This is a genomic window from Peribacillus sp. TH14, from assembly GCF_016651145.1.
Lineage (GTDB): Bacteria > Bacillota > Bacilli > Bacillales > DSM-1321 > Peribacillus > Peribacillus butanolivorans.
On sequence record NZ_JAEKEK010000001.1, the window covers coordinates 3,021,130 to 3,046,138 of the forward strand.

At 37.5% G+C, this 25,009-nt stretch carries 22 protein-coding genes and 2 pseudogenes; 18 read left to right on the forward strand and 6 right to left on the reverse strand.

All coding sequences use genetic code 11. The features are described 5' to 3' along the window. Positions 1-82 precede the first annotated feature (82 nt). Complete coding sequence (locus JFU50_RS14665; protein WP_201186654.1) at positions 83-589, reverse strand: hypothetical protein; 507 nt, start codon at positions 587-589, stop codon at positions 83-85. Positions 590-986: 397 nt separating this feature from the next. On the opposite strand from JFU50_RS14665, the gene JFU50_RS14670 reads away from it, so the two are divergent. The 11 genes and pseudogenes from JFU50_RS14670 (at position 987) to ppsA (ending at position 11,754) form a co-directional block, all read left to right on the forward strand. Continuing rightward, positions 987-1,196: a hypothetical protein gene (locus JFU50_RS14670; protein WP_201186653.1), complete on the forward strand. Its 210-nt coding sequence runs from the start codon at positions 987-989 to the stop codon at positions 1,194-1,196. A 279-nt stretch (positions 1,197-1,475) separates the two neighbouring features. After that, positions 1,476-1,847 carry a VOC family protein gene (locus JFU50_RS14675; protein WP_201223069.1) on the forward strand — a complete coding sequence of 124 codons (372 nt, stop codon included), beginning with the start codon at positions 1,476-1,478 and terminating at the stop codon, positions 1,845-1,847. Positions 1,848-2,317: 470 nt separating this feature from the next. Then, the gene (locus JFU50_RS14680) at positions 2,318-2,533 is read left to right on the forward strand and encodes a hypothetical protein (protein ID WP_201223070.1); all 216 of its coding nucleotides are present in this window, start codon (positions 2,318-2,320) and stop codon (positions 2,531-2,533) included. A 160-nt stretch (positions 2,534-2,693) separates the two neighbouring features. Then, the gene (locus JFU50_RS14685) at positions 2,694-3,110 is read left to right on the forward strand and encodes a VOC family protein (RefSeq protein WP_201223071.1); all 417 of its coding nucleotides are present in this window, start codon (positions 2,694-2,696) and stop codon (positions 3,108-3,110) included. Between the two features lie 297 nt (positions 3,111-3,407). Next, positions 3,408-3,701, forward strand: coding sequence for a hypothetical protein (locus JFU50_RS14690; RefSeq protein WP_201223072.1), 294 nt, complete (start codon positions 3,408-3,410; stop codon positions 3,699-3,701). Between the two features lie 355 nt (positions 3,702-4,056). Next, positions 4,057-4,245, forward strand: a pseudogene (locus tag JFU50_RS14695) (SLOG family protein); the annotation flags it as partial. 295 nt (positions 4,246-4,540) lie between these two features. After that, positions 4,541-4,900, forward strand: coding sequence for a BlaI/MecI/CopY family transcriptional regulator (locus JFU50_RS14700; protein ID WP_201186646.1), 360 nt, complete (start codon positions 4,541-4,543; stop codon positions 4,898-4,900). 11 nt (positions 4,901-4,911) lie between these two features. Then, positions 4,912-6,201: a M56 family metallopeptidase gene (locus JFU50_RS14705; protein WP_201223073.1), complete on the forward strand. Its 1,290-nt coding sequence runs from the start codon at positions 4,912-4,914 to the stop codon at positions 6,199-6,201. Between the two features lie 460 nt (positions 6,202-6,661). Beyond that, complete coding sequence (locus tag JFU50_RS14710; protein ID WP_201223075.1) at positions 6,662-6,877, forward strand: hypothetical protein; 216 nt, start codon at positions 6,662-6,664, stop codon at positions 6,875-6,877. 419 nt (positions 6,878-7,296) lie between these two features. Further along, positions 7,297-8,325, forward strand: a complete 1,029-nt coding sequence (locus JFU50_RS14715; RefSeq protein WP_201223077.1) for a D-alanine--D-alanine ligase family protein — start codon at positions 7,297-7,299, stop codon at positions 8,323-8,325. Between the two features lie 813 nt (positions 8,326-9,138). Then, positions 9,139-11,754: a phosphoenolpyruvate synthase gene (gene ppsA / locus JFU50_RS14720; RefSeq protein ID WP_201223079.1), complete on the forward strand. Its 2,616-nt coding sequence runs from the start codon at positions 9,139-9,141 to the stop codon at positions 11,752-11,754. A 482-nt stretch (positions 11,755-12,236) separates the two neighbouring features. On the opposite strand, the gene JFU50_RS14725 is transcribed toward ppsA, so the two are convergent. Then, complete coding sequence (locus JFU50_RS14725; protein WP_201223081.1) at positions 12,237-12,770, reverse strand: YhcN/YlaJ family sporulation lipoprotein; 534 nt, start codon at positions 12,768-12,770, stop codon at positions 12,237-12,239. A gap of 442 nt (positions 12,771-13,212) precedes the next feature. Between JFU50_RS14725 and JFU50_RS14730 the strand changes: the two genes are divergently transcribed. Then, entirely contained in the window at positions 13,213-13,371 is a 159-nt protein-coding gene (locus JFU50_RS14730; RefSeq protein ID WP_201225218.1) for a GlsB/YeaQ/YmgE family stress response membrane protein, read from the forward strand. A 298-nt stretch (positions 13,372-13,669) separates the two neighbouring features. On the opposite strand, the gene JFU50_RS14735 is transcribed toward JFU50_RS14730, so the two are convergent. The 4 genes and pseudogenes from JFU50_RS14735 to JFU50_RS14745 all read right to left on the reverse strand — a co-directional run bounded on the left by JFU50_RS14735 (position 13,670) and on the right by JFU50_RS14745 (position 15,878). Then, a complete protein-coding gene (locus tag JFU50_RS14735) occupies positions 13,670-14,083 on the reverse strand; it encodes a DoxX family protein (RefSeq protein ID WP_201223083.1) in 414 nt (137 codons plus the stop codon). Between the two features lie 351 nt (positions 14,084-14,434). Beyond that, complete coding sequence (locus JFU50_RS30770; protein ID WP_242485487.1) at positions 14,435-14,827, reverse strand: SRPBCC family protein; 393 nt, start codon at positions 14,825-14,827, stop codon at positions 14,435-14,437. Beyond that, positions 14,828-15,154, reverse strand: a pseudogene (locus tag JFU50_RS31445) (ArsR/SmtB family transcription factor); the annotation flags it as partial. A 130-nt stretch (positions 15,155-15,284) separates the two neighbouring features. Further along, positions 15,285-15,878 carry a YdeI/OmpD-associated family protein gene (locus tag JFU50_RS14745; RefSeq protein ID WP_201186630.1) on the reverse strand — a complete coding sequence of 198 codons (594 nt, stop codon included), beginning with the start codon at positions 15,876-15,878 and terminating at the stop codon, positions 15,285-15,287. Between the two features lie 970 nt (positions 15,879-16,848). Between JFU50_RS14745 and JFU50_RS14750 the strand changes: the two genes are divergently transcribed. From JFU50_RS14750 to JFU50_RS14775, 6 genes are all read left to right on the forward strand, one after another. Then, on the forward strand, positions 16,849-17,631 hold the full coding sequence (locus tag JFU50_RS14750) for a sulfite exporter TauE/SafE family protein (protein ID WP_201223085.1): 783 nt from the start codon (positions 16,849-16,851) through the stop codon (positions 17,629-17,631). Positions 17,632-17,673: 42 nt separating this feature from the next. Next, a complete protein-coding gene (locus tag JFU50_RS14755) occupies positions 17,674-18,873 on the forward strand; it encodes an FAD/NAD(P)-binding oxidoreductase (RefSeq protein ID WP_201225089.1) in 1,200 nt (399 codons plus the stop codon). Positions 18,874-18,935: 62 nt separating this feature from the next. After that, positions 18,936-20,369 (forward strand): MBL fold metallo-hydrolase, encoded by a 1,434-nt coding sequence (locus tag JFU50_RS14760; protein ID WP_201186626.1) that lies wholly within the window; start codon positions 18,936-18,938, stop codon positions 20,367-20,369. A 149-nt stretch (positions 20,370-20,518) separates the two neighbouring features. Continuing rightward, positions 20,519-21,778: a MalY/PatB family protein gene (locus tag JFU50_RS14765; protein WP_342366280.1), complete on the forward strand. Its 1,260-nt coding sequence runs from the start codon at positions 20,519-20,521 to the stop codon at positions 21,776-21,778. Positions 21,779-21,841: 63 nt separating this feature from the next. Then, entirely contained in the window at positions 21,842-23,287 is a 1,446-nt protein-coding gene (locus tag JFU50_RS14770) for a sigma-54 interaction domain-containing protein (protein WP_201186625.1), read from the forward strand. A 223-nt stretch (positions 23,288-23,510) separates the two neighbouring features. Next, complete coding sequence (locus tag JFU50_RS14775) at positions 23,511-24,989, forward strand: amino acid permease (RefSeq protein ID WP_201223087.1); 1,479 nt, start codon at positions 23,511-23,513, stop codon at positions 24,987-24,989. Positions 24,990-25,009: the final 20 nt, after the last annotated feature.

The window sequence follows — 25,009 nt, forward strand, 5'->3', positions numbered from 1 at the left end:
TATATTTTTTGAAATTAATGTATGTATAATTAACTTTGTATTAAAAATTAGGAGGAGTTATATGAGAAAAATATTAATTTCGTCACTTTGTACTATTTAGCCAATTATCAACCTCTTTTTGGATCTCTTTTTCCAATTTATGAACAGTACCTTGTTTGTTGTTGATTGCTTTTTTGGCATATTTTTTAGGAAACATCTCTTCAATTGATTTTGTATATTCTGCTCCATCTTCTGGAACCCTGTACTCTTTTACTACGTATACATTTTTCTCTTTTGCTAATTTAATCAGTACAGGATAAGAAAACCCTGCTTTAATTTCGCCTCCAGTTACTTTATCATATCCCTCATAAACAGTGTGAAGATAAATGTTGGTTAAACCATCTTTTTCCTCGGTCCCAAAAATATTGTGAGCTTCGAATTGTTTATCAGTCGAACTGACAGAAGCTTTACCTTCTTCTATTATTGTATCTGTAATGAATTGATCCATATCTTCTGTCACTGTAACCTCACTATTAGAACATCCAATAATAACTACAGATAAAGCTAGAAGCATGGCTAGAACCTTATTCTTTCCTAATGAAAATTTCAAAAAAAACCTCCTGAGCAGTCTAATGTGTTTTTCCTATTATTAACAAATAGATTGTAACATTTTTTATCGCAGTATTTTATTATTTAAATAATTATTTTCCCTAATTTGCAAATAATTGAACCTCGATATGAATTTTCATTCGGATACTCCTTAACTTGTCCAACAGATCAATTCTAAGTAGATGATCTGTTTTTTTATATGTAATAAACATAAAGAAAAAATTATAAATCTACTTGGACTTATTAGGAGGGAGTTTAATAAGATATCTTCCATCTGTTTAATTGAGTGCCAGCTCATGTTATAATGGATAACTTAAGATAATTACTATTTTTACCTATAATTGAACGGATGCCAAGAAAAGCCTCCGCATAGCGATAAAATATGGAGGTGTAAGAGAATGAATAAACAATGGACGATTGGTAAAATTAAAGATTTTGTTGAGAACAATTCGGAAAGTAAGTTGCTAACGACTGAATATCACGGTTTTTCTCAAAAGTTACTATTTAAATGTACATGTGGTAGCAACTTTGAAAAAACATTTACGAAATTTAAAAATAATAACCAACGTAAATGTGACGTGTGCCAACCGCCTAAAGCGACACGATAATGTATAGCGAATAAACGAAGTGCCGATTTCTATTAATGAGAAGTTGGCACTATTTTTATTTTAGGGGGAATAAAAGTGGATTTCACTAAAGTGGCAGATTAGTTGAAGAGTGCTGTTTGACCTTTGTTCAACAATTGGGCCATTTAATGGAATATTAACTGTGCTTTGGTTTTACTTTATAAAAATTGGACAAACTGAAATGTGTTCTTCAAAGTAATGATGTATACTTAATTTACGCAGCGAACTTTCTGAATTATTAATTTTTTAAATGGAGGAATTATGAAACTAGGCGCATTCTCTGTAAGTTTAAGTGTAAAAGACATTAACAAATCAAAATCATTTTACGAAAATTTAGGATTTCAAGTCTTCGGAGGGGATATTACCCAAAATTGGCTCATTATGAAAAAAGAAAGTTGCATAATTGGACTATTCCAAGGAATGTTTGAAAAGAACATTCTAACTTTTAATCCAGGATGGAATGAAAATGCCGAAAATCTCAATTCGTTTACGGACATTCGAGACATTCAAAATCAGCTTAAAGAAAATGGAATTAAAATACTGTCTGAAGCAGATGAAACAACCGAAGGGCCTGCAAGCTTTACAATTGAAGATCCTGATGGTAATCCCATTCTTGTTGATCAACACAGATGAAATGGAGGATGCAACAGGAACATATAATTATCCTTTAATAAACGTGAAATTCACTATTTAAGGTGACGGTAAAAATGTAGAACATGAGAAGTTATGGGTATTGAGTCTTGAAAAGGTCTCCCTTTATTATGTTAGATTGTTCTCCAATTTTCGATTAATTTATGAATCTATTCAATACTAAAAGGGGTTCTTTCTTTTGTCGTCATAAGGATGGTTTACTTGAAATTTATTAAATTTTCAAGTCACCCTTATGAATCTACAAAAAAACTAAATTATTTATTCAAGAAAAGGGTGCGATTCTTTAATAAGAATCGCTTTTTTTATAGAACTAACAGGTACTTTACTTCATTACCAGGAGCTGATCAGCAGCTCCTTTTCTTATGGCACTAAAGGGGAAGTTTAGTTGAAGATGAAAATCGTCTATTATAATTAAATATTAAGGTTGTATCTATTCCATAGGAGGATTCAAAATGGCTAAAGAAAAGGCTAAAAACATAGTAACAAATGGAGATGTTTTTGCTGTGAATTTACCAAATGGTAAATATGGAGCAATAAGAATTGCTGACCAGATAGACAATTCTTATCTTATTATCACTACACCATATATCGGAACAGAAAAGCCATCTATTGAAAATGAACTTTTGGTTGACGTTCTTCTTGAGAATCGCTTTTTTGGCGTTAGCTGAAGATCAGAGCTGTCTTTAAGGCAGTTTTTTCTTATGCAACTATCGGGGCAGGATAGTTGCATAAGGATTTTTTCCAAACAAGAAGGAAAGATTATAATAAGCATTGAAATTATATCGGGGTGAGTGATTACTGCATCTCTATATCAGGAGGTTGTTAGGTATGTCGAGAGAATTATGGTTGAACCTGCCAGTGCGAGAACCAGAACGGGCAAAGGCGTTTTATACCCAGCTCGGTTTTCGGTTGAATGAGCAGTATGCGAGTCAAGACGGCTCATTTAGCTTGATCGTCGGCGACAATCAGGTTGTTTTGATGCTCTTCCCGGAATCCGCGTTCCGCGGTTTTGCTGGTAATGCGGTTGCGGATTCGTGGCAGGGCACTGAAGTGTTATTTTCTCTGGGGGCGAACTCCAGGGATGAAGTTGATGAGTTCGCCTTGAAAGCCGAACGTGCCGGCGGCACTGTATTCAGCAAGCCGGGCGAAAAGGGTGGCTGGATGTACGGCTGCGGTTTTGCCGATCCGGACGGTCATCGGTGGAACGCGTTGTATATGGATATGAGCAAAATGCCGCAAGGCTGAAAACCCGATTCGCCATTTCGGGACGAGTGTTTAAACAGAAAGTCAAATAAAGTTACTTAACTACCGGTTGCGATTGTTTAATAAGAGCAATCGCACCATATTAAGTTTGTGAAGAAATATACTTAAAGTAACGGGTGCGTTAGCTGAAGATCGGAGCTGTCTTAAAACAGCTTTTTCTTTATGCAACTAACGGGGCAGTTTAGTTCAATAGTATTCGAAATGGTAGAATATTTTTAAACGATTATGCTGAGGTATAAAATGTTATTTTTAAAAGAACACCCCCATTTTATTTTTCGTATGGGAGAACAACCTCAGTTTGTAGATGATTTATCCGACGTAGATGACTCTTCTACTGAATTGTTAATCCAAGGGAAAACAAAGAATATTGAAAAGCTAAAATCTTTTTCGAAATTGATAAAACTGTGGATTTACACAGTAAACCAAAATGAAATCAATACTATATTGAGACTAGTCAATCCGAAAATGCTGTATATATATGAAATGAGAGTAGAAGATTTATCTATAATCGGCTCACTTAAAGATGTTGAGGTAGTGTCGCTTGACTGGAATTTAAAAGCAACTTGTTTATGAGATTTATCTAATAATTCTTTACAGTTTGCAATGTATTTTCAGCCTTGCTTATTTAAAGAATCGAGGACCATTTGAAACGATACTTCGAATTTGGACAAATTGGTCTTGGAACGGACAGATTAAGATAAAACAGAACGGAAGTACTTTACATGAATAGTGACTCCAAAGAGGACTTTACAGATACATGGTGGTTTTTAGGCCTATGTGCTGCTGTAGCTGTAGTCTTAACACTATTTGCATTTTAATTAACATTTAACCTTACTTGGGTACAACTATACAACCTATTGGAATTCGTTTTCACCTGCCCCTAACTGTATATTAGTACTACATAATATACAGCTTATGGGGCGTTTTGTTGCTACAGCGAATTATTATCACTGGCTATAAACCACACGAACTAGGGATTATCAATGACAAGCATCCTGGCGTTATCGTGAAAAAAGCGCTTGAAGACCGTCTACGTACACTTATTGATGAAGGGTTAGAATGGGTTATTATTAGTGGTCAGCAAGGTGTAGAATCATGGAGTGTTAGGTTCTCATTGAATTCAGATTTGCTTTAGAACCTGCACTTAAAATTCAGATTGATGTCACCTGTGAAGTGAAGCCGAGGCAAATTAAAAGAGTCATCATCGAAGAAGACTTTACTAAGCTTTTATTGAATTTTAAATGGATTTAGACACAGTATCCAAAGGTTAATTTATCCGTATAATTATGCCCTTAAAATGGATTCTCTCCAACGGACTATCTCAATAGTCTTGACAACTACAGACTATCGCGGTAGTATTGGTATGTGGCAAACTATTGCAATAGTCCACTTAAGAAAAGGAGCATGCGCGTATGCAAGTTAAATTGTTTGATTCGGAATTACAAGTCATGAATATTTTATGGGAAGAAGGCGATTTGACAGCTAAACAGCTCACACAAATGTTAAACGAACGAATAGGTTGGAATAAAAATACCACCTATACAGTCATAAAAAAATGTATAAAAAAAGAGGCCATTGAAAGAATTGAACCTAACTTTATCTGTCATCCAATCATCAGAAAAGAACAGATACAAGAACAAGAAACGACGGAATTGATTGATAAAATATTTAATGGTTCTAAATCTTTACTATTCGCATCCTTACTAGACAAGAAAAAAATGTCCGCGAGTGAGATCGATAAATTAAAGCAAATTGTTAAAGATTTTGAGTGAGGAATTATGATATGAGTATTCTCAACATGGGTGTAGACGCATCTCTCCTCCTCATCATTGTGCTATTGATGAGGATGTTAGTAAGAAATAAAGTGCCAAAGCAAACATTTTTAATTCTTTGGGGAATCGTTGCATTTAAACTACTCATCCCCTACTCTTTTTATTCAAAGTTGAGCATACAGCCTATGCTGAAAAACTTATTTGTTACGCTCACTCACTCAAATGATTCGGAAAGTATGCACAATACAATCGAAATTGCACAAACATCAAGCACGTTCTATGATCAGCTTTTGCTTGTGATGACAAGCGATTTCGTTCAGTACCTTTGGGCATGTGGGGGTATCGGGGTTTTGCTATTCTTTATAGTGGCCTATGTTAGATTATATAAAGAATTTCAAACAGCCATTCCAGTGAAGAATAATGAGTATCTCGATCAATGGCTAAACGATCATAAGTTAAAAAGAACGATTCAAATTGCAGTATCAGATAGAATTACAACCCCGTTAACATATGGAATCTTTAAACCAGTCATCTTATTGCCGAAATCAACAAATTGGGAAGACGCTGCAAATATTCAGTTTATTCTCACGCATGAATTAATTCATATTAAACGCTTTGACGTTTTGTGGAAAGTAATTTTAACGATTATGGTAGCTTTGCATTGGTTTAATCCATTAGTTTGGCTTATGTATTTTTTAGTAAACAGAGACATTGAATTGTCTTGCGACGAAAGGGTTATTAGACAGTTTGGAGATAAGGCAAAGTCAGCATATGCACTATCTCTCATCAATATGGCAGATGAAACCTATACGGTTACGCCGCTTTGTAACCATTTTAGTAAAAACGGGATTGAAGAAAGGATAGTGTCCATTATGACCTTAAAGAAAAAGTCGGTTTTAGGAACAGTATTTGCATGTACATTAGTCATTGGAGGGATGACCGTCTTTGCGGCAACTGGCCAAGAGCCACCAACGCTGAAAGAAGGAAAAGAACGAAATGCAGTGATTGTTACTGATGCATCAAATAGTACGACAGAACCACATGTAATCGCAACAAATAAAGGCAAAGAGCGAAATCCAGTTATTGATACTGATGCATCAAATAGTATGACAGAACCACATGTAATCACAACAAATAAAGGCAAAGAGCGAAATCCAGTTATTGATACTGATGCATCAAATAGTACGACGGAACCACATGTAATCACAACAAATAAAGGCAAAGAACGAAATGCAGTTATTGATACTGATGCATCAAATAGTACGACGGAACCACGTGTAATCGCAACAAATGAAGAATAAATAAATTACTCCAAAGACTAGTCCTGAAATCCGGGATTAGTTTTTTCATTTACTCCATCATTTTTTCATAATAAAACTCAAATGACTTCCACTTTGATGGTCTTGTCAATAGCGCGGCTACCAAGTCAAACGAAAAGAACGTTTTCAAGACGGAGATAGGCGCTGTATTTTCCAAGCTCTTCTCGATCAGCTAGTAGACCAGGATTTTAAATTTAAGGTGGAAGAAGAGTAAAAAGGATGACAGTCACCTAAACAATCATGTTATCTCAAACAAATTCGGCAACATAAGGAACTATATAGGTATTTTATTTTTTGGAACAAATGATGGACAAGTTTATGGTAATACAAACGATACTCCTCAATCTTTTGAGGAATTAGCCAGATAAATGATGCTTTTGAAGATAAATTTATAAGTGACCAAATACCTGAAAATCATTTTAAAATTGATGTTCGACCAATTATGCATCAAATAAGATTTAGTGACAAGTATGTTTCAAAAACCTTCAAGCTAGATAACGGAAGTGTTGCAAAGTATATGGAAAAACCATTTAAGGGTTTTAATCTGTTAGTGTTTGAAAGAGATGATTGGGTATATATGTTCGGTATTGATAAAGAAGTTTCTGATAAGGTAACACCCGAAATACTAGTTCAAATAGCTAATTCTATTGATTTCTAAAAAATCGTTCTTCAACTACCGGGTGCTTTAGTAGAAAATCTTTGAGCTGTTTGTTTATACAGCTCTTTTTTTATGCAACTAACGGGGCAGGATAATTCCATAAGGAATACTGTTAAGTGACATTAAAGTTGTTTAATTTACAATAAAGTTGTTTAAAAACGTCATTCATGTTATTCCATTAAAGGGCCATTTAGTTGAGTAACTCACTTTTAAAATAAATGGATAATTATGTTAAAGTATAAAGGGGTTGTGAAGAATTGTACTTAAAGTAACTAGCAGTTTAGTGAAGGACTGGTGCAAAGTTTATCCGAAATAAGACATAAGTGTTTATGAAACTTTTTCCATTTCCATTCTTAATATATAATGAATGAGGTGAAACTATTTAATTAATAGTAAATAATCGTCATAGGAGGTAAAAAATGAGAATAGTTGTATTAGCTGGCGGATTAAGTGATGAAAGGGATGTTTCTCTTGCTTCTGGTGCTCAAATTTCTAATGCTTTAGTTTCAAAAAATCATGATGTATTATTACTAGATATTTATAAAGGTTTACAAGATGTTTCTGATTTTGAATCAGCTTATAAAAAATATAGAAAAGAAACATATACTTATAATGTGCCTAAAGAAAAACCTAATTTGGAAGTATTACGAAAACAGCAAAATAATCAAAAGTCTTTAATTGGTCCTAATGTGTTAGAAATTTGTCAAGATGCCGATATTTGCTTCCTTGCTCTTCATGGTGGAATTGGTGAAAATGGACAATTACAGGCCTTATTCGATATATACGGTATTCAATATACTGGTAGTCCCTATGAGGGCAGTCTATTAGCGATGAATAAAATAATTTCAAAAGAATTAATGGCTTTTAATGGGATAAAAACGCCAAAATGGGATATTTATGATTTCGATAAAGAATTACCAGAAATTAATTATCCAGTAGTTTTCAAGCCAAATGACAACGGTTCTAGTATTGGAGTGATAATTCTTAATAATTCTGATGAACTTCATAAAGCATTAGAAGAAATAAAGGATATTTCAAATACTATTCTAATTGAAGAAAAAATAGATGGTAGAGAGTTTTCTGTGGGCATAATTGGAAATGATGCTATACCTGTTATAGAAATTATTCCTAAGAAAGGTTTCTTCGATTACCAAAGTAAGTATCAAGAAGGTGCAAGTGAAGAAATATCTCCTGCAAATATTCCAAATAGTCTAGCTGAAGAATTACAAAACACGGCGTTAAAAGTACATAATTTATTAGGATTAAAAGTCTATTCTAGAATTGACTTTATTGTTGATCAGGATAATGTAATTTATTGTATTGAAGCAAATTCTCTACCTGGTATGACGCAAACTAGTTTATTACCTAAAGAAGCCCATGCTAATCAAATAAGTTATGAAGATTTATGCGAATTACTAATAATAGAATCTTTCAAGAAATACTCATAAGAACAAGATATATCATACGTAAACAAAAGCAGTGTGTAGTCAGTGCTTTTGTTTTTAGAGCCTTACAGTTTAATATCGTATTATTAGCAGGTACGAATCTGTAGTAAGAATTAAGTGATTTTATAAGTGAAGTCAGATTTTAGTTATTCAATTAAAGGGCGCGATTCTTTAATAAGAATCACTTTTCTTAATGAACTAACAGGTGCGTTAGTTCATTAAGGATCTCAAAAATGATCAATCTTTTTTATAAAAGATTGATCCAATTAAATAGTATAAGGGCATGTTTTGATTAATCTTTTTTCAAAACATGCCCTTTCTATTTATTCATTTAGGTTTCTTCTATTAATTTGATCAACTTTGTTTCAAAGCTACAGTCATAAAAGTAATTGGTGAATTTCTTGGAGGTTTGCGTGTATTGTATATTTGCAACACAGGAAAACAAAAAAAAGTCGTAGTTATCAAATGAAAATCACGACCTAAAATTCAAAATTATTTGTGAGTCATTTGTCTTGTAAAATGGGGTTTTTCTTCCTTTGAATTTGCAACAATTATGTCGTGTAAATACATTGATAAAAATGAGGAACTGTGGTAAATTTATGTAGATACATCAATTGTATATTTTTGTATAAAGTATCCCTATTTTAATTATACATCATAAAATCCTTTTCAGTCAACCACTATTTTTATTTTTTTAAGGGAACATGGAACTTCGCCAGGAGTAGGAACGAGTGGACAGCGTAATTGGTTGATCAGATGAACAATTTTTGTAATATGATTCGTCTTGGTATTGAGAGATAAATGGGAGGGAAAGAAATGAAACCATATGTACTAGAGTTTCGGGAGATCGATAAAACGCAACTTTTGCTCGCCGGAGGAAAAGGGTCTAATTTAGGGGAACTATCGAAGATTCATGGAATACAAGTGCCAGAAGGATTTTGTGTTACGACAGAAGCTTATCAAAAAGCCCTCGAACAAAATGAAGCATTCTACGCATTGTTGGATCAACTAACACTGCTAAAAGTAGAGGATCGAGATCAAATTGGTGAAATCAGCAGGAAGATTCGGAAAATCATTATGGAAGTAGATATTCCTTCCGATGTAGTGAAGGCTGTTGCTCACTATCTCTCCCAGTTTGGCGATGAACATGCTTATGCAGTGCGTTCCAGTGCAACTGCTGAAGATTTACCACACGCCTCTTTTGCCGGTCAACAAGATACCTATTTAAATATCATCGGAAAAGAAGCAATCTTACAGCATATCAGTAAATGTTGGGCTTCCCTATTTACTGATCGCGCAGTAATTTACCGAATCCAAAACGGATTTGATCACAGCCAAGTTTACCTATCAGTTATCATTCAACGGATGATTTTCCCACAGGCTTCAGGGATTTTATTTACTGATGATCCAATTACTTCCAATCGAAATCTACTATCGATCGATGCTAGCTTTGGACTAGGAGAGGCCCTTGTCTCCGGCTTGGTATCTGCCGATTGTTATAAAGTACAGGAAGAGGAAATCGTCGATAAGATGATAGCAACCAAAAAATTGGCTATCTATGGACTTAAAGAAGGCGGAACAGAGACACAACAGATTGATCCTGATCAGCAAAAGACTCAAACACTTACTGAACAACAAATTTTACAACTAGCACGCACAGGAAGACAGATCGAAGCTTATTTTGGTTACCCACAAGATATCGAATGGTGTTTGGTTGATGATACATTTTATATTGTCCAGAGTCGGCCAATCACTACTTTATACCCGATCCCTGAAGCGAATGATCAAGAAAATCATGTTTATGTATCTGTCGGTCATCAACAAATGATGACCGATCCCATGAAACCACTGGGATTGTCTTTTTTCCTGTTAACGACTAATGCACCCATGTGTAAAGCTGGTGGAAGGTTGTTTGTTGATGTCACACATATGCTGGCTTCACCTGACAGCAGAAAAATGTTATTAGATGCCATGGGACAACACGATCCGCTCATGAAAGACGCACTTATGACCATAATAGAGCGAGGAGATCTCATAAAATCTTTACCAAATGATAAGCAAGAACAGAGTTCCGGTAAAAGCAATAAAAGTGTGTCGTCTGCGGATTCTAAGGCACAAATCGAAAACGACCCGACAATCGTTTCTGATTTGATTAAGAGTAGTCAAACATCGATAGAAGAGTTAAAACAAAACATCCAAACGAAATTAGGATCGGATTTATTTGATTTTATTCTGGAGGATATCCAGATATTAAAGAAGATTTTATTTGACCCACAAAGTTCAGCTGTGTTTATGGCTGCTATAGATGCTTCATCATGGATCAATGAAAATATGAACGAGTGGTTAGGTGAAAAAAACGCAGCCGACACCCTTTCTCAATCTGTACCAAACAATATTACTTCGGAAATGGGTCTGGCGCTATTGGATGTCGCAGATGTGATTCGTCCTTATCCAGAAGTAATTGATTATTTACAAGATGTAAAAGATGATAACTTTTTGGATGAACTGGTTAAGTTTGATGGTGGACAGGAAACCCAAGACGCTATCTATGATTATCTCAGCAAATACGGAATGCGATGTACCGGAGAAATCGATATTACTAAAACTCGTTGGAGCGAAAAACCAACTACACTTGTCCCCGTGATTCTTAGTAATATCAAAAACTTTGAGCCTAATGCTAGCAATCGGAAATTTGAGCAAGGGCGACAGGAAGCTTTGAAAAAAGAACAAGAGTTATTAGATCGATTGAAGCAATTACCGGATGGTGAGCAAAAAGCCAAAGAAGCAAAACGAATGATCGACCTAATCCGGAATTTCATCGGTTATCGGGAATATCCAAAATACGGCATGGTTAATCGCTACTTCGTTTATAAGCAGGCTTTACTGAAAGAAGCCGAACAACTCGTACAAGCGGGCGTAATTCATGAAAAAGAAGATATATACTATCTCACTTTTGAAGAACTTCACGAAGTCGTACGCACAAATAAACTAGATTACCAGATCATCAGCAAACGAAAAGACGAGTACAAATTATATGAAAAACTAACTCCACCACGTGTTATCACGTCTGATGGTGAAATCATTGTAGGGGAGTACAAACGAGAAAATCTCACAGCCGAAGCTATTGTAGGTCTACCGGTTTCTTCCGGAGTTATAGAGGGCAGAGCGCGCGTCATCTTAAAAATGGAAGATGCAAATCTAGAAGATGGAGATATACTGGTTACAACCTTCACGGATCCTAGCTGGACACCATTGTTTGTATCCATAAAAGGACTTGTCACCGAAGTTGGCGGACTGATGACCCATGGAGCAGTCATCGCACGTGAATATGGCTTACCTGCCGTTGTCGGTGTTGAAAATGCCACCAAGCTGATAAAAGATGGGCAACGTATTCGAGTAAATGGAACAGAAGGTTATATAGAAATACTATAATTCATTACATTTATATCATAAAAGAAGAGCATTCGAATTAGGAAAATCATTGATATCATGGTGCTTTGCGGTCTATGGTAAGAACCCTGTCACTAGGACATATACGAGGGCAGTAACTGAAGATCGATATTAATGTCTGTTAAGATTATCTTGAAATCGAGTCTTCTGTTAAAGGGCACGATTGTTGAATAATTAAATCCCAATTTCTCATTTATATCACTGAAAGATTGGGATTTTTAATAGTGGAAATTCCTTAACGTTGTAAATCCGCGTTTTGCTAAAGGTACCCCTTTTAGGGATTGAAGAAGTATGAGAAGGTGCTACCTGTAACAATAGGTAGCACCTCTTTTTGGCCATAAAGCCTACCGCAGGTCTAAACGAAATACACCAAAATGCTTCCTCGTTTTTTCAATATCTTGATCCGATAGTGAACCTAAGCAATATGAGCTCAAGTCGATTATAAACAGAGGTTTTAAGCTCTTTTATTTGGCATCCGGGAACATTCTTTGTACCATATCACCAAACTCATTAAATAGTCCGCCAATCGGCTTTCCATTTTGAATATCGTTCCTGTAATCATTCATACTTTTAACAAAGTCAGGATTCGCAGAGACATAAACGTTGTCTACACTTTCATCATGTTTTTTTACATGATCAACAATTCTCTTTTCTAAGTCATTTGTCAGGTTCTTGTCATTTGTCAGATTCACGGCGACATATGCGTTATTATCTGTAATAATGACAGAGGCACCGTCTACACCCTCCATGTCCTCTAACCGATTTGCTACTTCATCAGCCACGCGCATTTTATTATCATTGTCATCATTGCTTAATTGCCTGGTATTGTAATCGTTGTCCCTGTTTCTGTCATTTACATTCAAGGTATTGTCCATGGCATTATTTTTATCGCTTCGTGTATTCATTCCTACATTTTTTCCATTATCATTATTATCACTTACCCCGCAGCCCGTTAGGAATAGAGCAATCAAGGCGCTTGTTAAAAATGTGTATTTCATGTTAGTCACTCCTTTAAAAGTTTATACCCTAGTACTATCTGCTGGATTTCCGGAAATATTCATAAAAAAAGAACTTTATATCATCGCTATGGATACTGCCCTAGTTTTCACGGGGAATAAACGAAATTAATTTTATTTCAATAATTGCTGTTTCTGATCTTACAGGTGTCCTACCACATGCCCATCAAGCTAGGCAAATATCGAAAAAAACGCTGTATTTTAATCACTATAATAACTATTTGTAATCAATATGTGGGGGGAGCTCGTGTTGGCTACTAACAAAAAAGTACCTTGTTATTCTAAAAATAATTCTTTTATTTCCATCTTTTATTCGTCTTTCTAGGTAGGATAATAATTTTTAATACGGAGGGAAATATAACGGCAAAATAAATAAGCTTCATAAAAGCAATATATTAAAAAATGCTTGAAGACTTAAACGATTATGCTTTTAAAAATTCAAAGGAGGAAGAAAAATGTCCTTTTTATGGTCATTATTGGAGGTATTATCGGCTGGTTAGCAGGTATGATTACCGGACGCGATATTCCATTTGGTATTGTACCCTATCTCCATCACGTTAAAAAAATGTTTGTTCCCCAGTAATGAAAAAAATGAATTTAATTCTCATAAATAACTGTAGAGTGGTAAAAATTTCGTTCTGGGGTACTACAAAACTTTAACTTGATGGCAATGGGGGTACCGCCAGCAAAACGCGGATTTACAACATTAAGGATATTCCAACATTAAAAATCCCAATCTCTCAGTGATATAAATGAGAAATTGGGATTTAATTATTCAACAATTGCGCCCTTAGTTCACATACATTATTTCGCATTCTTTTGAAAATAAAGCCTCCTAGTTCTTTTATATAAAACTTTAATTTCTTGTTTGGGGGATTTGATTAACAATTTGGCCCAATGCCTCGTTTATTGGTGTAGAAGATGCGGCTTTGTGGTCTCAACGCCCATGAAGCGATATTGAGTGCAGCATATGAAAGCGGAAGGATAATATGAAACCCGTAATCACCATAATCGTTAGCAAACGCATGAGATAAAGCCGCACCAGTCATTAAAAAGAAGATACCAGAGTAAGCCCATTCTTTAAGCCGAGGAAAACCTGGCACAACGAGAGCGATGACTCCAAGCACTTTCCAAATCCCGAGAATGGTCAAGATGTATAATGGGTAACCAAGATTCGTCACTAACTCGACGTTTCCCCCATATTGCATCAGTTGCCCGATACCACTTAACATAATAGCTGCTGCGAGTAGTAATGTGACCGTCCAATAAGCAATCATTTTTCCTTTTGTTTTCATCCTTTAATCCCTTCCTTTAATCATTGATTTAAAAATGAAATACCATTACTGGGTAGTTCCTTACAACTCTTCACATTCGTCAGGACAATCGGCTTAGCGTTGTAAATCCGCATTTGCCTGACGGTTCCCCTATTATATTGTCTTTTCTTGAAATCCATTTTCATAAAAGAGGACGGGTTCCATATCCTATTGCAAAATCCGAAATTGTAATCAAAATTGCATCTGAATTTGTAATGTGTTTTGTATCAATATTTTTACTAAAAAAGCAAACGCATCAGTCCTATACTGAGCCGTTTGCTTTTTCCTCTACGTTTTTAGCTTAATAAAAAAAACAGGTTCAGAGGCTTGGTCTTACATTTCCTCTAACACTTTTTTTAGTTCTTCGCCCATTTTCGCCCAACCATGTTTCGCACCATTGAACGCTTGATCTTCTTTTTCGAATCCTGTTTGTTCAAGATGTAAGTAGGTTGTTCCATCCTCTTGTTTCAATGTCCATGTGACTATAGTGTTTATCGGACCACCTACCCATGTGTAAGATAACTTATAAGGCTCTTCCACTACTAATACTTCACAATCTACAATTAAATTCCACTGCTCATTTCGGAATTGACTTTTATGTCCTACGATTGGTTTAAAGTTATTTTCCATTATCCATTTTGCAAGAGTATCCGAATCTGTTAATGCGTTCCACACCTTATTGATCGGGCTCTTAAAATTAAAATCTTGTGATACTGTTAAATTCATTTTTTGTTCCTCCTGTAATATTTGGTTTAAAAGCAATATTCTTTCATTCCAGAATTTCCTGTAAAACGATACCCAATCCTCAATTTCTCTTAACGGAGCAGCATTCAGCCGATACCTTGTTTCTCTACCAACTTTACGGTCGGCAACTAGACCAGCTTCTTTAAGGATAGCCAAATGTTTAGAAACAGCAGTACGACCCATTTGAAATTGAGCGGTTAATTCGTGAAGAGGTAACTCTTCTGCATCTGCCAACAAACGAAGTAATTTACGTCTTGTTGGGTCAGCGATGGCTCCATAAACATCACGCTCTTGATTTTTATCGTTCAAAATCACCCCCCCTTTAAATTAGACACCAATTGGTGCCTTTATTATATGACACTAATTGGTGTCCTGTCATTTTCTTTATTTTCCATAATAGCATTAGTTTTATTCTCCTATCATCAAGTATATAAGTGCCCTAATCATTTAATCCCTTTCCATTGAGAATTTGCTGCATACATTTTTCAACCCTTGACACTCGAGTTTTGGATTGTTTGGGTTCAGAAAAATAACGAATGTATGCTCTTTGCCGTCCCGGCGTCAATGCTTCAAAAGCAGTTTTCAAGGCAGGGATTTCATCGAATTTATTTTGAAATTCTTCAGGAATTATGAATTCTGTCGTCTTCTTAAAATTCACTTCCAAACCGGCTTTTTCAACTTCAATGGCTTCATAAATATAGGCTTTCAAGATGGTTTCCATTTCAACTATTTCTTGAACATTGGTGAACCGAATCTGGCGCGCCGCCTGTACATTCTCCGTTTGTTGGATTAGAATCCCATGGGTATCCTGTAACAAGGCACCTTTGTGAAACAGAAGCGCACAATATTCTTTAAATCCATGTATTAAAACAATGTTTTTTTTCTCAAACGTGTAACAAGGATGCATCCACTTAAATTCTTCGGTCAGCTCACAGTCAAGAACGATATTTCTCAACTTCTCATATTCTTCCTTCCACTTGTTAGCTTTACTTAAAAATTCATCAACCTTAGGATTCATTCTACTATTTGTCATCAAGGAACACTCCTCTTCAATTTTTCAATCAGCTGACCGTCAAGAATGATCATTCTCAATTTCTCCAATTCTTTCTGTCACTTTTTGGCTTTACTTGAATATTCATCAACCTTGAATCATATGACCCACTTGGCAAGCTTGCTTGAATCGGTTAAGGCGGACGTGAAGAGGTAATTCTTCTACGTCTGCCATCAGTTCACGTCGAGTCGGGTCGGGTCGGGTCGGCAAGGGCAACATACACATCCCTCATTTTTTTTGTATGGGTCAAAATCACCCTCCCCTTACTTTCGGATTATAAAGAGACTCCGATTGGTGTCCGATTTATAGTAGGACATTAATTGGTGTCATGTCAAGCAGACCTGGCTTGAAAGTTACAGGGAACTTATGTCGATAATCTACCCGTTAGTTTAAGTGCATTTCTTAACAATGTCACATAAATATCCAGTTTTGTTTGAGAGTCTTATTCCATTAAATGGCCCTTTAATGGAATAGCATGATTAACGTTTTTAAACAAATGTAAGGTTTTTTTCAATGTTGTAGCTACTGTCAAAAAGCATACTTTATGACACGTAGAATGATAGCTCTAATCTGTATGTCAAAAGGTGAATTATCTCATTTCTAACACATTAACAAGTTCCTGTACGCTATTTCAGTTATACGAAATCTAAAAAAATTTTTGGTATCAGATATGTTAGTTAAAACACTTTATAGAAATAGCTTGAAGAGTTTATCACAGATGCAAAAATAGTTCCTAGTCCTAGGAAGAATTTAAACTTGATGATAAAGGCTTTTTTTATATATTGATAGCAAAATTGGGAATTTCCAAAGAGTTCAGTGTGCAAAACAAGCGGTTTTACAGGAGAAAATAGTTGGCATGGTTTTTGCTTATATAAATAGTGAGTAAATAGAGAAAGGAGGGAGAGATGAATCACCAACTACTCAGCTTTGTTGGTAAGAGTCTCAGGAAAGAATGACAACTATTCAAGTGCTCCTCTCCATTTTTTCAGGAACTATTGTCGGATTCGTACTTGGTTTGCTCGGCGGAGGTGGATCAATACTTGCTGTTCCACTTTTGCTTTACGTTGTTGGTATGAAAGATCCGCATGTGGTAATTGGCACGTCAGCGTCAGCCGTGGCTATAAATGCCTATGCAAACCTTATTCCATACGCACGAGCCGGCCATGTGCAATGGAAATCGGCGATTACTTTTGCCCTACCTGGTGCAATAGGTGCTTATACGGGATCGATTATCGGAAAGTTGGTACCTGGTAAACAGTTGTTATTTCTTTTTGCCATTTTGATGATCGTCATAGCTGTAAAAATGGTTATGCCAAAGAAAACGAAGAGTCAGGAAGATGATTTTCAAAATCAAGTGAAGCTTCCACTGTTGATCACCATGGCCATTCTAGTGGGGCTGTTATCCGGTTTTTTCGGGATTGGTGGCGGATTTTTGATTGTACCCGGTTTAATTTTTGTAACAAGGATGCCAATGATTGCAGCAATTGGATCTTCTCTGGTATCTGTGGGCACATTTGGGCTTATGACAGCTATAAGCTATACCTTATCTGGCCTTGTAAACTGGTGGATTGTGTTCGCATTTGTTGGAGGGGGAGTTGTCGGCGGAACAGTTGGGGCTTGGCTGGCAGTGCGCTTAAGCAAACAGCAGCGTACGCTCCATTATGTATTTTCCGGTGTTGCAATGTTGGTCGCCATTTACATGCTAATCATTAATGCTGAAGCGTTAGATTGGTGAGCTACTTAATAAAATTGAGATGAGGAGATTAGAATGGCAAATATGAAGAATGAAACACATTACAAAGTTTTGATTGTAGGAGGGGGCAGTGCCGGAATTACGGTTGCAGCCCGTCTCCTGCGTGAATCTCGCACTCTGAGCGGAAACATTGCCATCATTGACCCTGCGACGAAACATTATTATCAGCCATTATGGACACTTGTGGGAGCTGGCGAAGCTGACAAAACTGTGACACAAAGGGAGGAAGCATCCGTTATTCCGAGCGGAGCCGTGTGGGTACAGGATGCGATAACCACATTTCAGCCAGATGAAAATGCTGTTGTAACAGCATCCGGAAAGAAACTGCACTACGAATATCTAGTTGTCGCTGCCGGGATTCAAATTAACTGGCATGAAATCAAGGGGTTAAAAGAGAGTATTGGAAAGAATGGGGTATGTAGTAATTACTCTTATGATTATGTTGATAGCACTTGGGAGGCGATCAGAAACTTCAAGGGGGGGACTTCCATTTTTACCAATCCGAACACGCCGGTAAAATGCGGTGGAGCTCCTCAAAAAATTATGTATTTGGCAGAAGATTATTTCAGAAAATCAGGAGTTCGCTCGCAATCTTCGGTTATTTTTGTTTCAGGTAGCCCATCCATTTTCAATGTAAAAAAATATGAACAGGCACTAAATAAAATAATTGAACGGAAAGAAATCGAGACATGTTTTATGCATCATCTCATTGAAATTGATGGTGACAAGAAACGAGCGACATTTGAAAATCTGAACACAAAAGAGTGTGTGGATATGCAATATGACATGATTCATGTGGTACCGCCGATGAGCGCCCCTGATTTTATCAAGAATAGTTCCCTCGCAGCTAGTAATGGTTGGCTGAATGTAGATAAATATACGCTGCAGCATGAACACTTTGACAATATATTTGGCATAGGGGATTGCACAAACTTGCCTACTTCAAAAACAGGGGCTGCAATTCGCAAACAAGCACCCGTGCTTGTGCAAAATTTACTTCATCGGATGCGTGCCAAACAAATGGTTCATAAATATGACGGCTATACATCATGTCCACTTGTTACTGGATACGGGCGGCTTATACTGGCTGAATTTAATTATGATTTACAGCCGCAAGAAACCTTTCCTATCGATCAATCCCGTGAGAGGTTCAGTATGTATGTATTGAAGAAAAACTTGCTTCCCGTTATGTATTGGAACGGGATGCTTAAAGGTATGATGTAAAAACATTTCTGATAGGCATAACAAAACAAAAGTAAGCAAGGCCCTTAAAAGGAGGATGATTTATGCTACTCAAGTATTTTTATGATGAGAAACTGGCTCAAGCTTCATACCTTGTGGGATGTCAGGCTACTGGCGAAGCGATCATTGTTGATCCGTCACGTAATATAGAAGCTTACTTAAAAACGGCAAGAGCACATGGTGTGCGGATCGTGGGTGTAACGGAAACACACATCCATGCGGATTTTTTGTCTGGTTCAAAGGAGCTAGCTTCAAGGCTTGGGGCCACATTGTATTTGTCTGATGAAGGAGGGGCGGACTGGAAATATGAGTACGCAACTGAATATCAACACTGCTTTCTAAGAAATGGAGATGTATTTTCCATTGGAAATATCAATTTTGAGGTGGTACATACACCAGGACACACACCTGAACATATATCGCTGCTCGTAACAGATGGGGGTGCATCTACCAAGGATCCACTTGGCATATTTACCGGAGATTTTGTATTTGTCGGTGATGTGGGACGTCCCGACTTATTAGAAAAAGCCGCAGGGGTGCACGGGTCCTCGGAAAAAATGGCACGCATGATGTATCGGTCTTTACAGCAGTTTAAAAACCTTCCTGACTATCTGCAAGTATGGCCGGGGCATGGAGCGGGCAGTGCCTGTGGAAAAGCGCTAGGTGCAATCCCGTCGTCGACCATTGGATATGAAAAACGGACAAATTGGGCACTGCAATATGATAATGAGGATCGCTTTATAGAAGCGCTGTTGGCTGGACAGCCGGAGGCACCCCCATATTTTTCAATGATGAAGCGGTTGAATAAAGAGGGAGCGCAGCAAATTCGAAGTATAGCAGCACCACTTTGTATGGAGGTTTCAATAGATATTGTGCAGGAATGGACGGAACAGGGAATTGTCATTGATACACGTCCGGCCAGTGAATTTGCCACCAAGCATATACGAGGGGTAATTAATATCCCTTATAACAAATCATTTGTAACTTGGGCGGGATGGCTGTTGGATTATGACCGACCAATATATCTTCTGGCATGCAATGCTGATGTGGCAGATATGATAAATGATCTCCAGTCCATTGGATTGGATCGTGTCGTTGCAACAATGGAACCATATATCATTGAGCAGGAAGGAGAATCTGATTCACGTGTTATGAAGTATGAAGAAGTGACAATGGACCAGATAGATGGCACTATTCAAACAGAACGCATATATGTGCTTGATGTCCGAAGCATGGGCGAATGGGAGGAAGGCCATATTCCGCAGGCGAAGCATGTGATGCTTGGTCATTTACAGGAACAGGCACACAAAATTCCGCATGATAAACCAATTTTGGTTTATTGCAAAACCGGCGGAAGATCAGCCATCGCTGCAAGCCTTCTACAAGTTCATGGTTTTAAAGAAGTACAAAGCCTTGTAGGTGGTTATGAGGAATGGAATAAACAGAAGAAGTTACGACCCACCAGAGATGCTAAATGAAATCTTTGAATTTTATCATCCATGCGAAAATACTTACCATAATTGCAAATGTGGTAATGCTTAGGATGAAAGGGTCTTTAAATAATGACCGCGGCATTAGGGAATTCAACCAAGAACCTCTATAAAAATAAGGAGATTTTATAAGTGAAATGAGTTGGCATGACAATTGCTTATATAAATTAGTAATGAGGCATAGTGCAAACAAACATAAGAAGGAGAGATACTCGATGAAATATAATTTTGACCAAGAAATCTGTCGACTGGGTACAGCCTGCGAAAAGTGGGATGATCTAGAAAATCATTTTGGCATAAAGGATGTTATACCGATGTGGGTGGCCGATATGGATTTTCAGTCTCCACAACCTATCATCGAAGCATTAAAACAACGTGTGGAGCACGGTGTATATGGCTACACGCTTAGTCCGGACTCGTATATGGAATCCATTGTTGGTTGGCTAAAAAGAAGACATCGATGGTCCATTGAGAAAGAATGGATTACCCACAGCCCAGGAGTGATTCCAGCCCTATCGTTGGCGATTCAGTCCTTCACGCAGGCAGGTGACAAAATAATTATTCAACCTCCTGTATACCATCATTTTGCCCGGGTGATCCAAGCGAACGGCCGTGAAATTGTAAACAACCCGCTTAAGCTTGAAAATGGGCATTATTCCATAGATTTCGAAGATTTAGAGGCAAAGATAGATTCAACGGTAAAAATGTTGATTTTGTGTAGTCCTCATAACCCAATCGGAAGGGTATGGAGCAAAGAAGAATTGACCAGATTGGGACAGATTTGTATGAAGCATAACATTCTCGTTGTGGCAGATGAAATTCATTTTGACTTTGTTTATAAGACACATACTCACATTCCTTTTGCCTCTATATCAGAAGAGTTTGCGAATCATTCTCTTACCTGCATTGCGCCAAGCAAAACTTTTAACCTGATGGGTGTACAGACGTCAAGTATCATTATTCCAAATCAGCAACTGCGCGATAGGTATGATCGAGAACTTAATACATTATCCATTGGTTCGCCGAACATATTTGGTGTTGTTGCGTTAGAGGCTGCTTACCGATACGGAGAAGAATGGCTCGATCAGCTCCTTGAATATTTGCAGGAGAATTTGGAGTTCACTCTGAGTTACTTCAGCAAAAACATCCCTCAAATCAAAGTCATCCAGCCGGAAGGCACATACCTTGTCTGGCTGGATTGCCGGGAATTAGGGTTTTCAATTAAAGAAATGGATCAATTTATGTTGCAAGAAGCAAGGGTTGCAATGAATGAAGGGCACATTTTTGGTATGGAAGGTGAAGGGTTTATGCGACTTAATATCGCTTGCCCGCGTTCGATGTTGAAAAATGCTTTGGGTGGCATAGAAAAAGCTTTCTCCTCTTTGTGCAATGCGTAGAAATTTATTTTATAATAAATTTATTTTATTATTTCATATACCGCTATAGCAGAGGAGGATAATATGGCAGGATTTATCGGCATGCAGCAGTTTATTCAAGATTACGCTGAGAACACAGCAGGAATCCTTGGTCTGGATATAACCGTGCTTGATGAAAAGGGCGTTCGTATTAGCGGAACTGGTTACTATAAAGATCTCATTGGCAAAACGGCTCCGGAAGGCTCCTTTTTCAGAATGATATTGGAAACAGGGGAGCCTGGAGTGGTTTATGATGTGAAAAAAGATGAGTCGCAGTGTAGGAGTTGTAAATTCGTAAATCAATGCAAAGAACTCGCTACCATCGGGTTTCCTATTGTAAAGCAAGACAAACCAGTTGGCGTCATCGGCATGATTGGTTTTTCCCATGAACAAAAGGAGAAAATGATTATAGAATCAGAGAATCTGATCCAGTTTTTACGCAATGTTAGTACATTGTTAGTCAATAAATTAGCAATGCTGGACCCTGATAAAGAACCGGGTTGCAAAATACAAGAAGATATCCCGATCCCCCCGAAATCTATTACTTTTGAAAACATTCTTGGTAAAGATTCCGGGCTTCAAGATGTTATTAAAAAAGCAAGACGGATTATAAACAGCCCATCCACTGTCCTGATTAGGGGAGATAGCGGTACGGGGAAGGAATTATTAGCCAAAGCGATTCATTTTGAAAGCAAACGCCGGATGCATTCATTTGTAGCAGTTAATTGCGCTGCCATACCTGAAAGCTTGTTGGAAAGTGAGTTGTTTGGTTATGAGGGCGGATCATTTACCGGCTCAAGTCGGAATGGGAAAATGGGGAAATTTGAATTAGCGCACAACGGAACCATTTTTCTTGATGAAATTGGAGATATGCCGCTTTTCTTGCAGCCAAAGTTATTACGGGTTTTACAAGAAAGAGAGATTGAAAGAATCGGTGGAAAAAAAGCAATCGAGATTAATGTACGGGTGATTGCAGCCACTCACCAAAACCTGGAGGAAATGGTGCGAAACGGAACTTTTCGCGAGGATTTATATTATCGTCTCAATGTCATCCCTCTACATACCAAACCCTTGCGAGAGCGGCGTGATGATATCGCTTTGTATCTTGAACATTTCATGCATAAACATTGTAAGATCATGCAAAGGCACCCCTTGAGACTGGACCCAATGCTGGAGCGATGGCTTATACGCTATGATTGGCCGGGGAATATACGGCAGTTGGAAAACGCCGTAGAATATATGGCAAATATGGCTGAATCAGATACCGTCTCCTTCCATGATTTACCTGACTATCTGTTTCAACAGGATCATCTCACTGTGGAGAGTAGCGGATTAAGTTTAGAACAAATGATTTCAGAATATGAAAAAGACGTAATCCAGAGCTATTTCTTAGCTGAAAAATATCGGCATGATAAAGAACAAATTGCCCGGGAACTACAGATTAGCCTTTCTACTCTTTATCGCAAGTTGGAAAAATATAAATTATGTTAACTTCATAAAAAATATCTATTTTTCTCAATTAATAGTTACTTAAAATTAAAGCGGGAGAGTGCATATATATCATTTTCTCGCCTGGATTTGAGAGGGGTCAGGGCAAAAGCAGAAGGTAGAGGTATTTTGTTAAATGACTGAAAGTTCTAAAAATAATCAATAAAGAGATTTTTTAAAAGAACAGCCAGATGAGCCTTGCATACAAATTGAAGGGGGATACACTATGGGGAAATTAGAAGCAGAGATAAGCAACACCCTAGAAGAGCGAAATTCAAAAGCATCCTTACAAAGGAAGCTGAAACCCAGACATTTAACGATGATGGCTATTGGTGGCGCTATTGGAACAGGATTGTTTGTATCCAGCGGATCGACGATTAGCACTGCGGGGCCGGGAGGAGCGCTAGCAGCATACATTCTGGTAGGAATCATGGTCTATTTTGTCATGAATAGTTTAGGAGAGCTATCGGCCTTCTTACCGGTCCCGGGGGCCTTTGATATCTATGCCTCAAAGTATATTGATCCTGCGTTAGGCTTTGCGTTAGGTTGGAACTATTGGTATACAACCGCGATAACGGTTCCTGCAGATTTGGTGGCCTCTACTCTTATTATGAAGTATTGGTTTCCGGACTCACCTTCTATCTTGTGGAGTGCACTATTTTTGGGTTTGTTGCTAATGTTAAATGTCTTATCAGTCAAGGCATATGGGGAAAGTGAATACTGGTTTGCTGGTATTAAGGTCATCTCGATCATCGTATTTCTCGTTATTGGGGTTGCTATGATTTTTGGAATTATGGGAGGACATTCGGTCGGGTTCAGTAACTTTACCCATGGAGATGCTCCTTTCAATGGCGGGCTTGTATCTATCTTTAGTGTAGTGCTCATCGCGGGCTTTGCGTTCCAGGGAACTGAGGTTATTGCGACGGCAGCCGGTGAAACCGAAAATCCATCGAAAAATGTACCGAAAGCGATTCGGTCAATCTTCTGGCGAATCCTTATTTTCTACGTGTTGACGATTTTTGTTATCGGTTTGATTATCCCTTATACGGATCCAAACCTGCTTAAATCCGGCGTTCAAAATGTATCTATCAGCCCCTTCACGCTTGTTCTTCAGAGAGCTGGGTTGGCATTTGCCGCTTCCGTCATGAATGCCGTGCTGCTTACATCTGTTTTATCAGCAGCAAATTCAGCAATGTATGCTTCTTCACGTATGCTATGGGCACTGGCGAAAGAAGGAAAGGCACCACGAATCTTTGCACGGCTTAACAGGAAGGGAATTCCCATGTTGGCCCTTTGTACAACTGCTATTATAGGACTTGCCTCTTTTTTAGCTTCCCTTTTTGGAAATGGTTCAGTGTTTATTTGGTTGGTAAATGCTTCAGCCCTTACCGGATTTATCAAATGGTTCGGGATTGCCGTTAGTCATTACCGCTTCCGTAAGGCATATGTAGCTCAAGGCAGAGATCTAAATGAATTGCCGTTTAAAGCCAAATGGTACCCGTTGGGCCCGGTTATCACGCTGTTATTTTTTGTGGTTTTCATTTTTGGGCAGACACTTTTTTCTGGACATCAAATTAGCTGGGCAGAAATTATAGCGACGTACATTGGTCTTCCTATTTTCTTGCTTCTCTGGCTTGGTTATAAAATCATTAAGAAAACAAAAATAGTTCCGCTTATGGAGTGTGATTTTGAGCGCAAAGAATAAGAGGTAAGGCTGTAATTAAA

Coding starts and splice junctions, on each gene's coding strand:
- JFU50_RS14670 (WP_201186653.1), top strand. CDS start 987: ATGAATAAACAATGGACGATTGGTAAAATTAAAGATTTTGTTGAGAAC.
- JFU50_RS14675 (WP_201223069.1), top strand. CDS start 1,476: ATGAAACTAGGCGCATTCTCTGTAAGTTTAAGTGTAAAAGACATTAAC.
- JFU50_RS14680 (WP_201223070.1), top strand. CDS start 2,318: ATGGCTAAAGAAAAGGCTAAAAACATAGTAACAAATGGAGATGTTTTT.
- JFU50_RS14685 (WP_201223071.1), top strand. CDS start 2,694: ATGTCGAGAGAATTATGGTTGAACCTGCCAGTGCGAGAACCAGAACGG.
- JFU50_RS14690 (WP_201223072.1), top strand. CDS start 3,408: ATGGGAGAACAACCTCAGTTTGTAGATGATTTATCCGACGTAGATGAC.
- JFU50_RS14700 (WP_201186646.1), top strand. CDS start 4,541: ATGCAAGTTAAATTGTTTGATTCGGAATTACAAGTCATGAATATTTTA.
- JFU50_RS14705 (WP_201223073.1), top strand. CDS start 4,912: ATGAGTATTCTCAACATGGGTGTAGACGCATCTCTCCTCCTCATCATT.
- JFU50_RS14710 (WP_201223075.1), top strand. CDS start 6,662: ATGCATCAAATAAGATTTAGTGACAAGTATGTTTCAAAAACCTTCAAG.
- JFU50_RS14715 (WP_201223077.1), top strand. CDS start 7,297: ATGAGAATAGTTGTATTAGCTGGCGGATTAAGTGATGAAAGGGATGTT.
- ppsA (WP_201223079.1), top strand. CDS start 9,139: ATGAAACCATATGTACTAGAGTTTCGGGAGATCGATAAAACGCAACTT.
- JFU50_RS14725 (WP_201223081.1), bottom strand. CDS start 12,770: ATGAAATACACATTTTTAACAAGCGCCTTGATTGCTCTATTCCTAACG.
- JFU50_RS14730 (WP_201225218.1), top strand. CDS start 13,213: ATGCTTTTAAAAATTCAAAGGAGGAAGAAAAATGTCCTTTTTATGGTC.
- JFU50_RS14735 (WP_201223083.1), bottom strand. CDS start 14,083: ATGAAAACAAAAGGAAAAATGATTGCTTATTGGACGGTCACATTACTA.
- JFU50_RS30770 (WP_242485487.1), bottom strand. CDS start 14,827: ATGAATTTAACAGTATCACAAGATTTTAATTTTAAGAGCCCGATCAAT.
- JFU50_RS14745 (WP_201186630.1), bottom strand. CDS start 15,878: ATGACAAATAGTAGAATGAATCCTAAGGTTGATGAATTTTTAAGTAAA.
- JFU50_RS14750 (WP_201223085.1), top strand. CDS start 16,849: ATGACAACTATTCAAGTGCTCCTCTCCATTTTTTCAGGAACTATTGTC.
- JFU50_RS14755 (WP_201225089.1), top strand. CDS start 17,674: ATGAAGAATGAAACACATTACAAAGTTTTGATTGTAGGAGGGGGCAGT.
- JFU50_RS14760 (WP_201186626.1), top strand. CDS start 18,936: ATGCTACTCAAGTATTTTTATGATGAGAAACTGGCTCAAGCTTCATAC.
- JFU50_RS14765 (WP_342366280.1), top strand. CDS start 20,519: ATGAGTTGGCATGACAATTGCTTATATAAATTAGTAATGAGGCATAGT.
- JFU50_RS14770 (WP_201186625.1), top strand. CDS start 21,842: ATGGCAGGATTTATCGGCATGCAGCAGTTTATTCAAGATTACGCTGAG.
- JFU50_RS14775 (WP_201223087.1), top strand. CDS start 23,511: ATGGGGAAATTAGAAGCAGAGATAAGCAACACCCTAGAAGAGCGAAAT.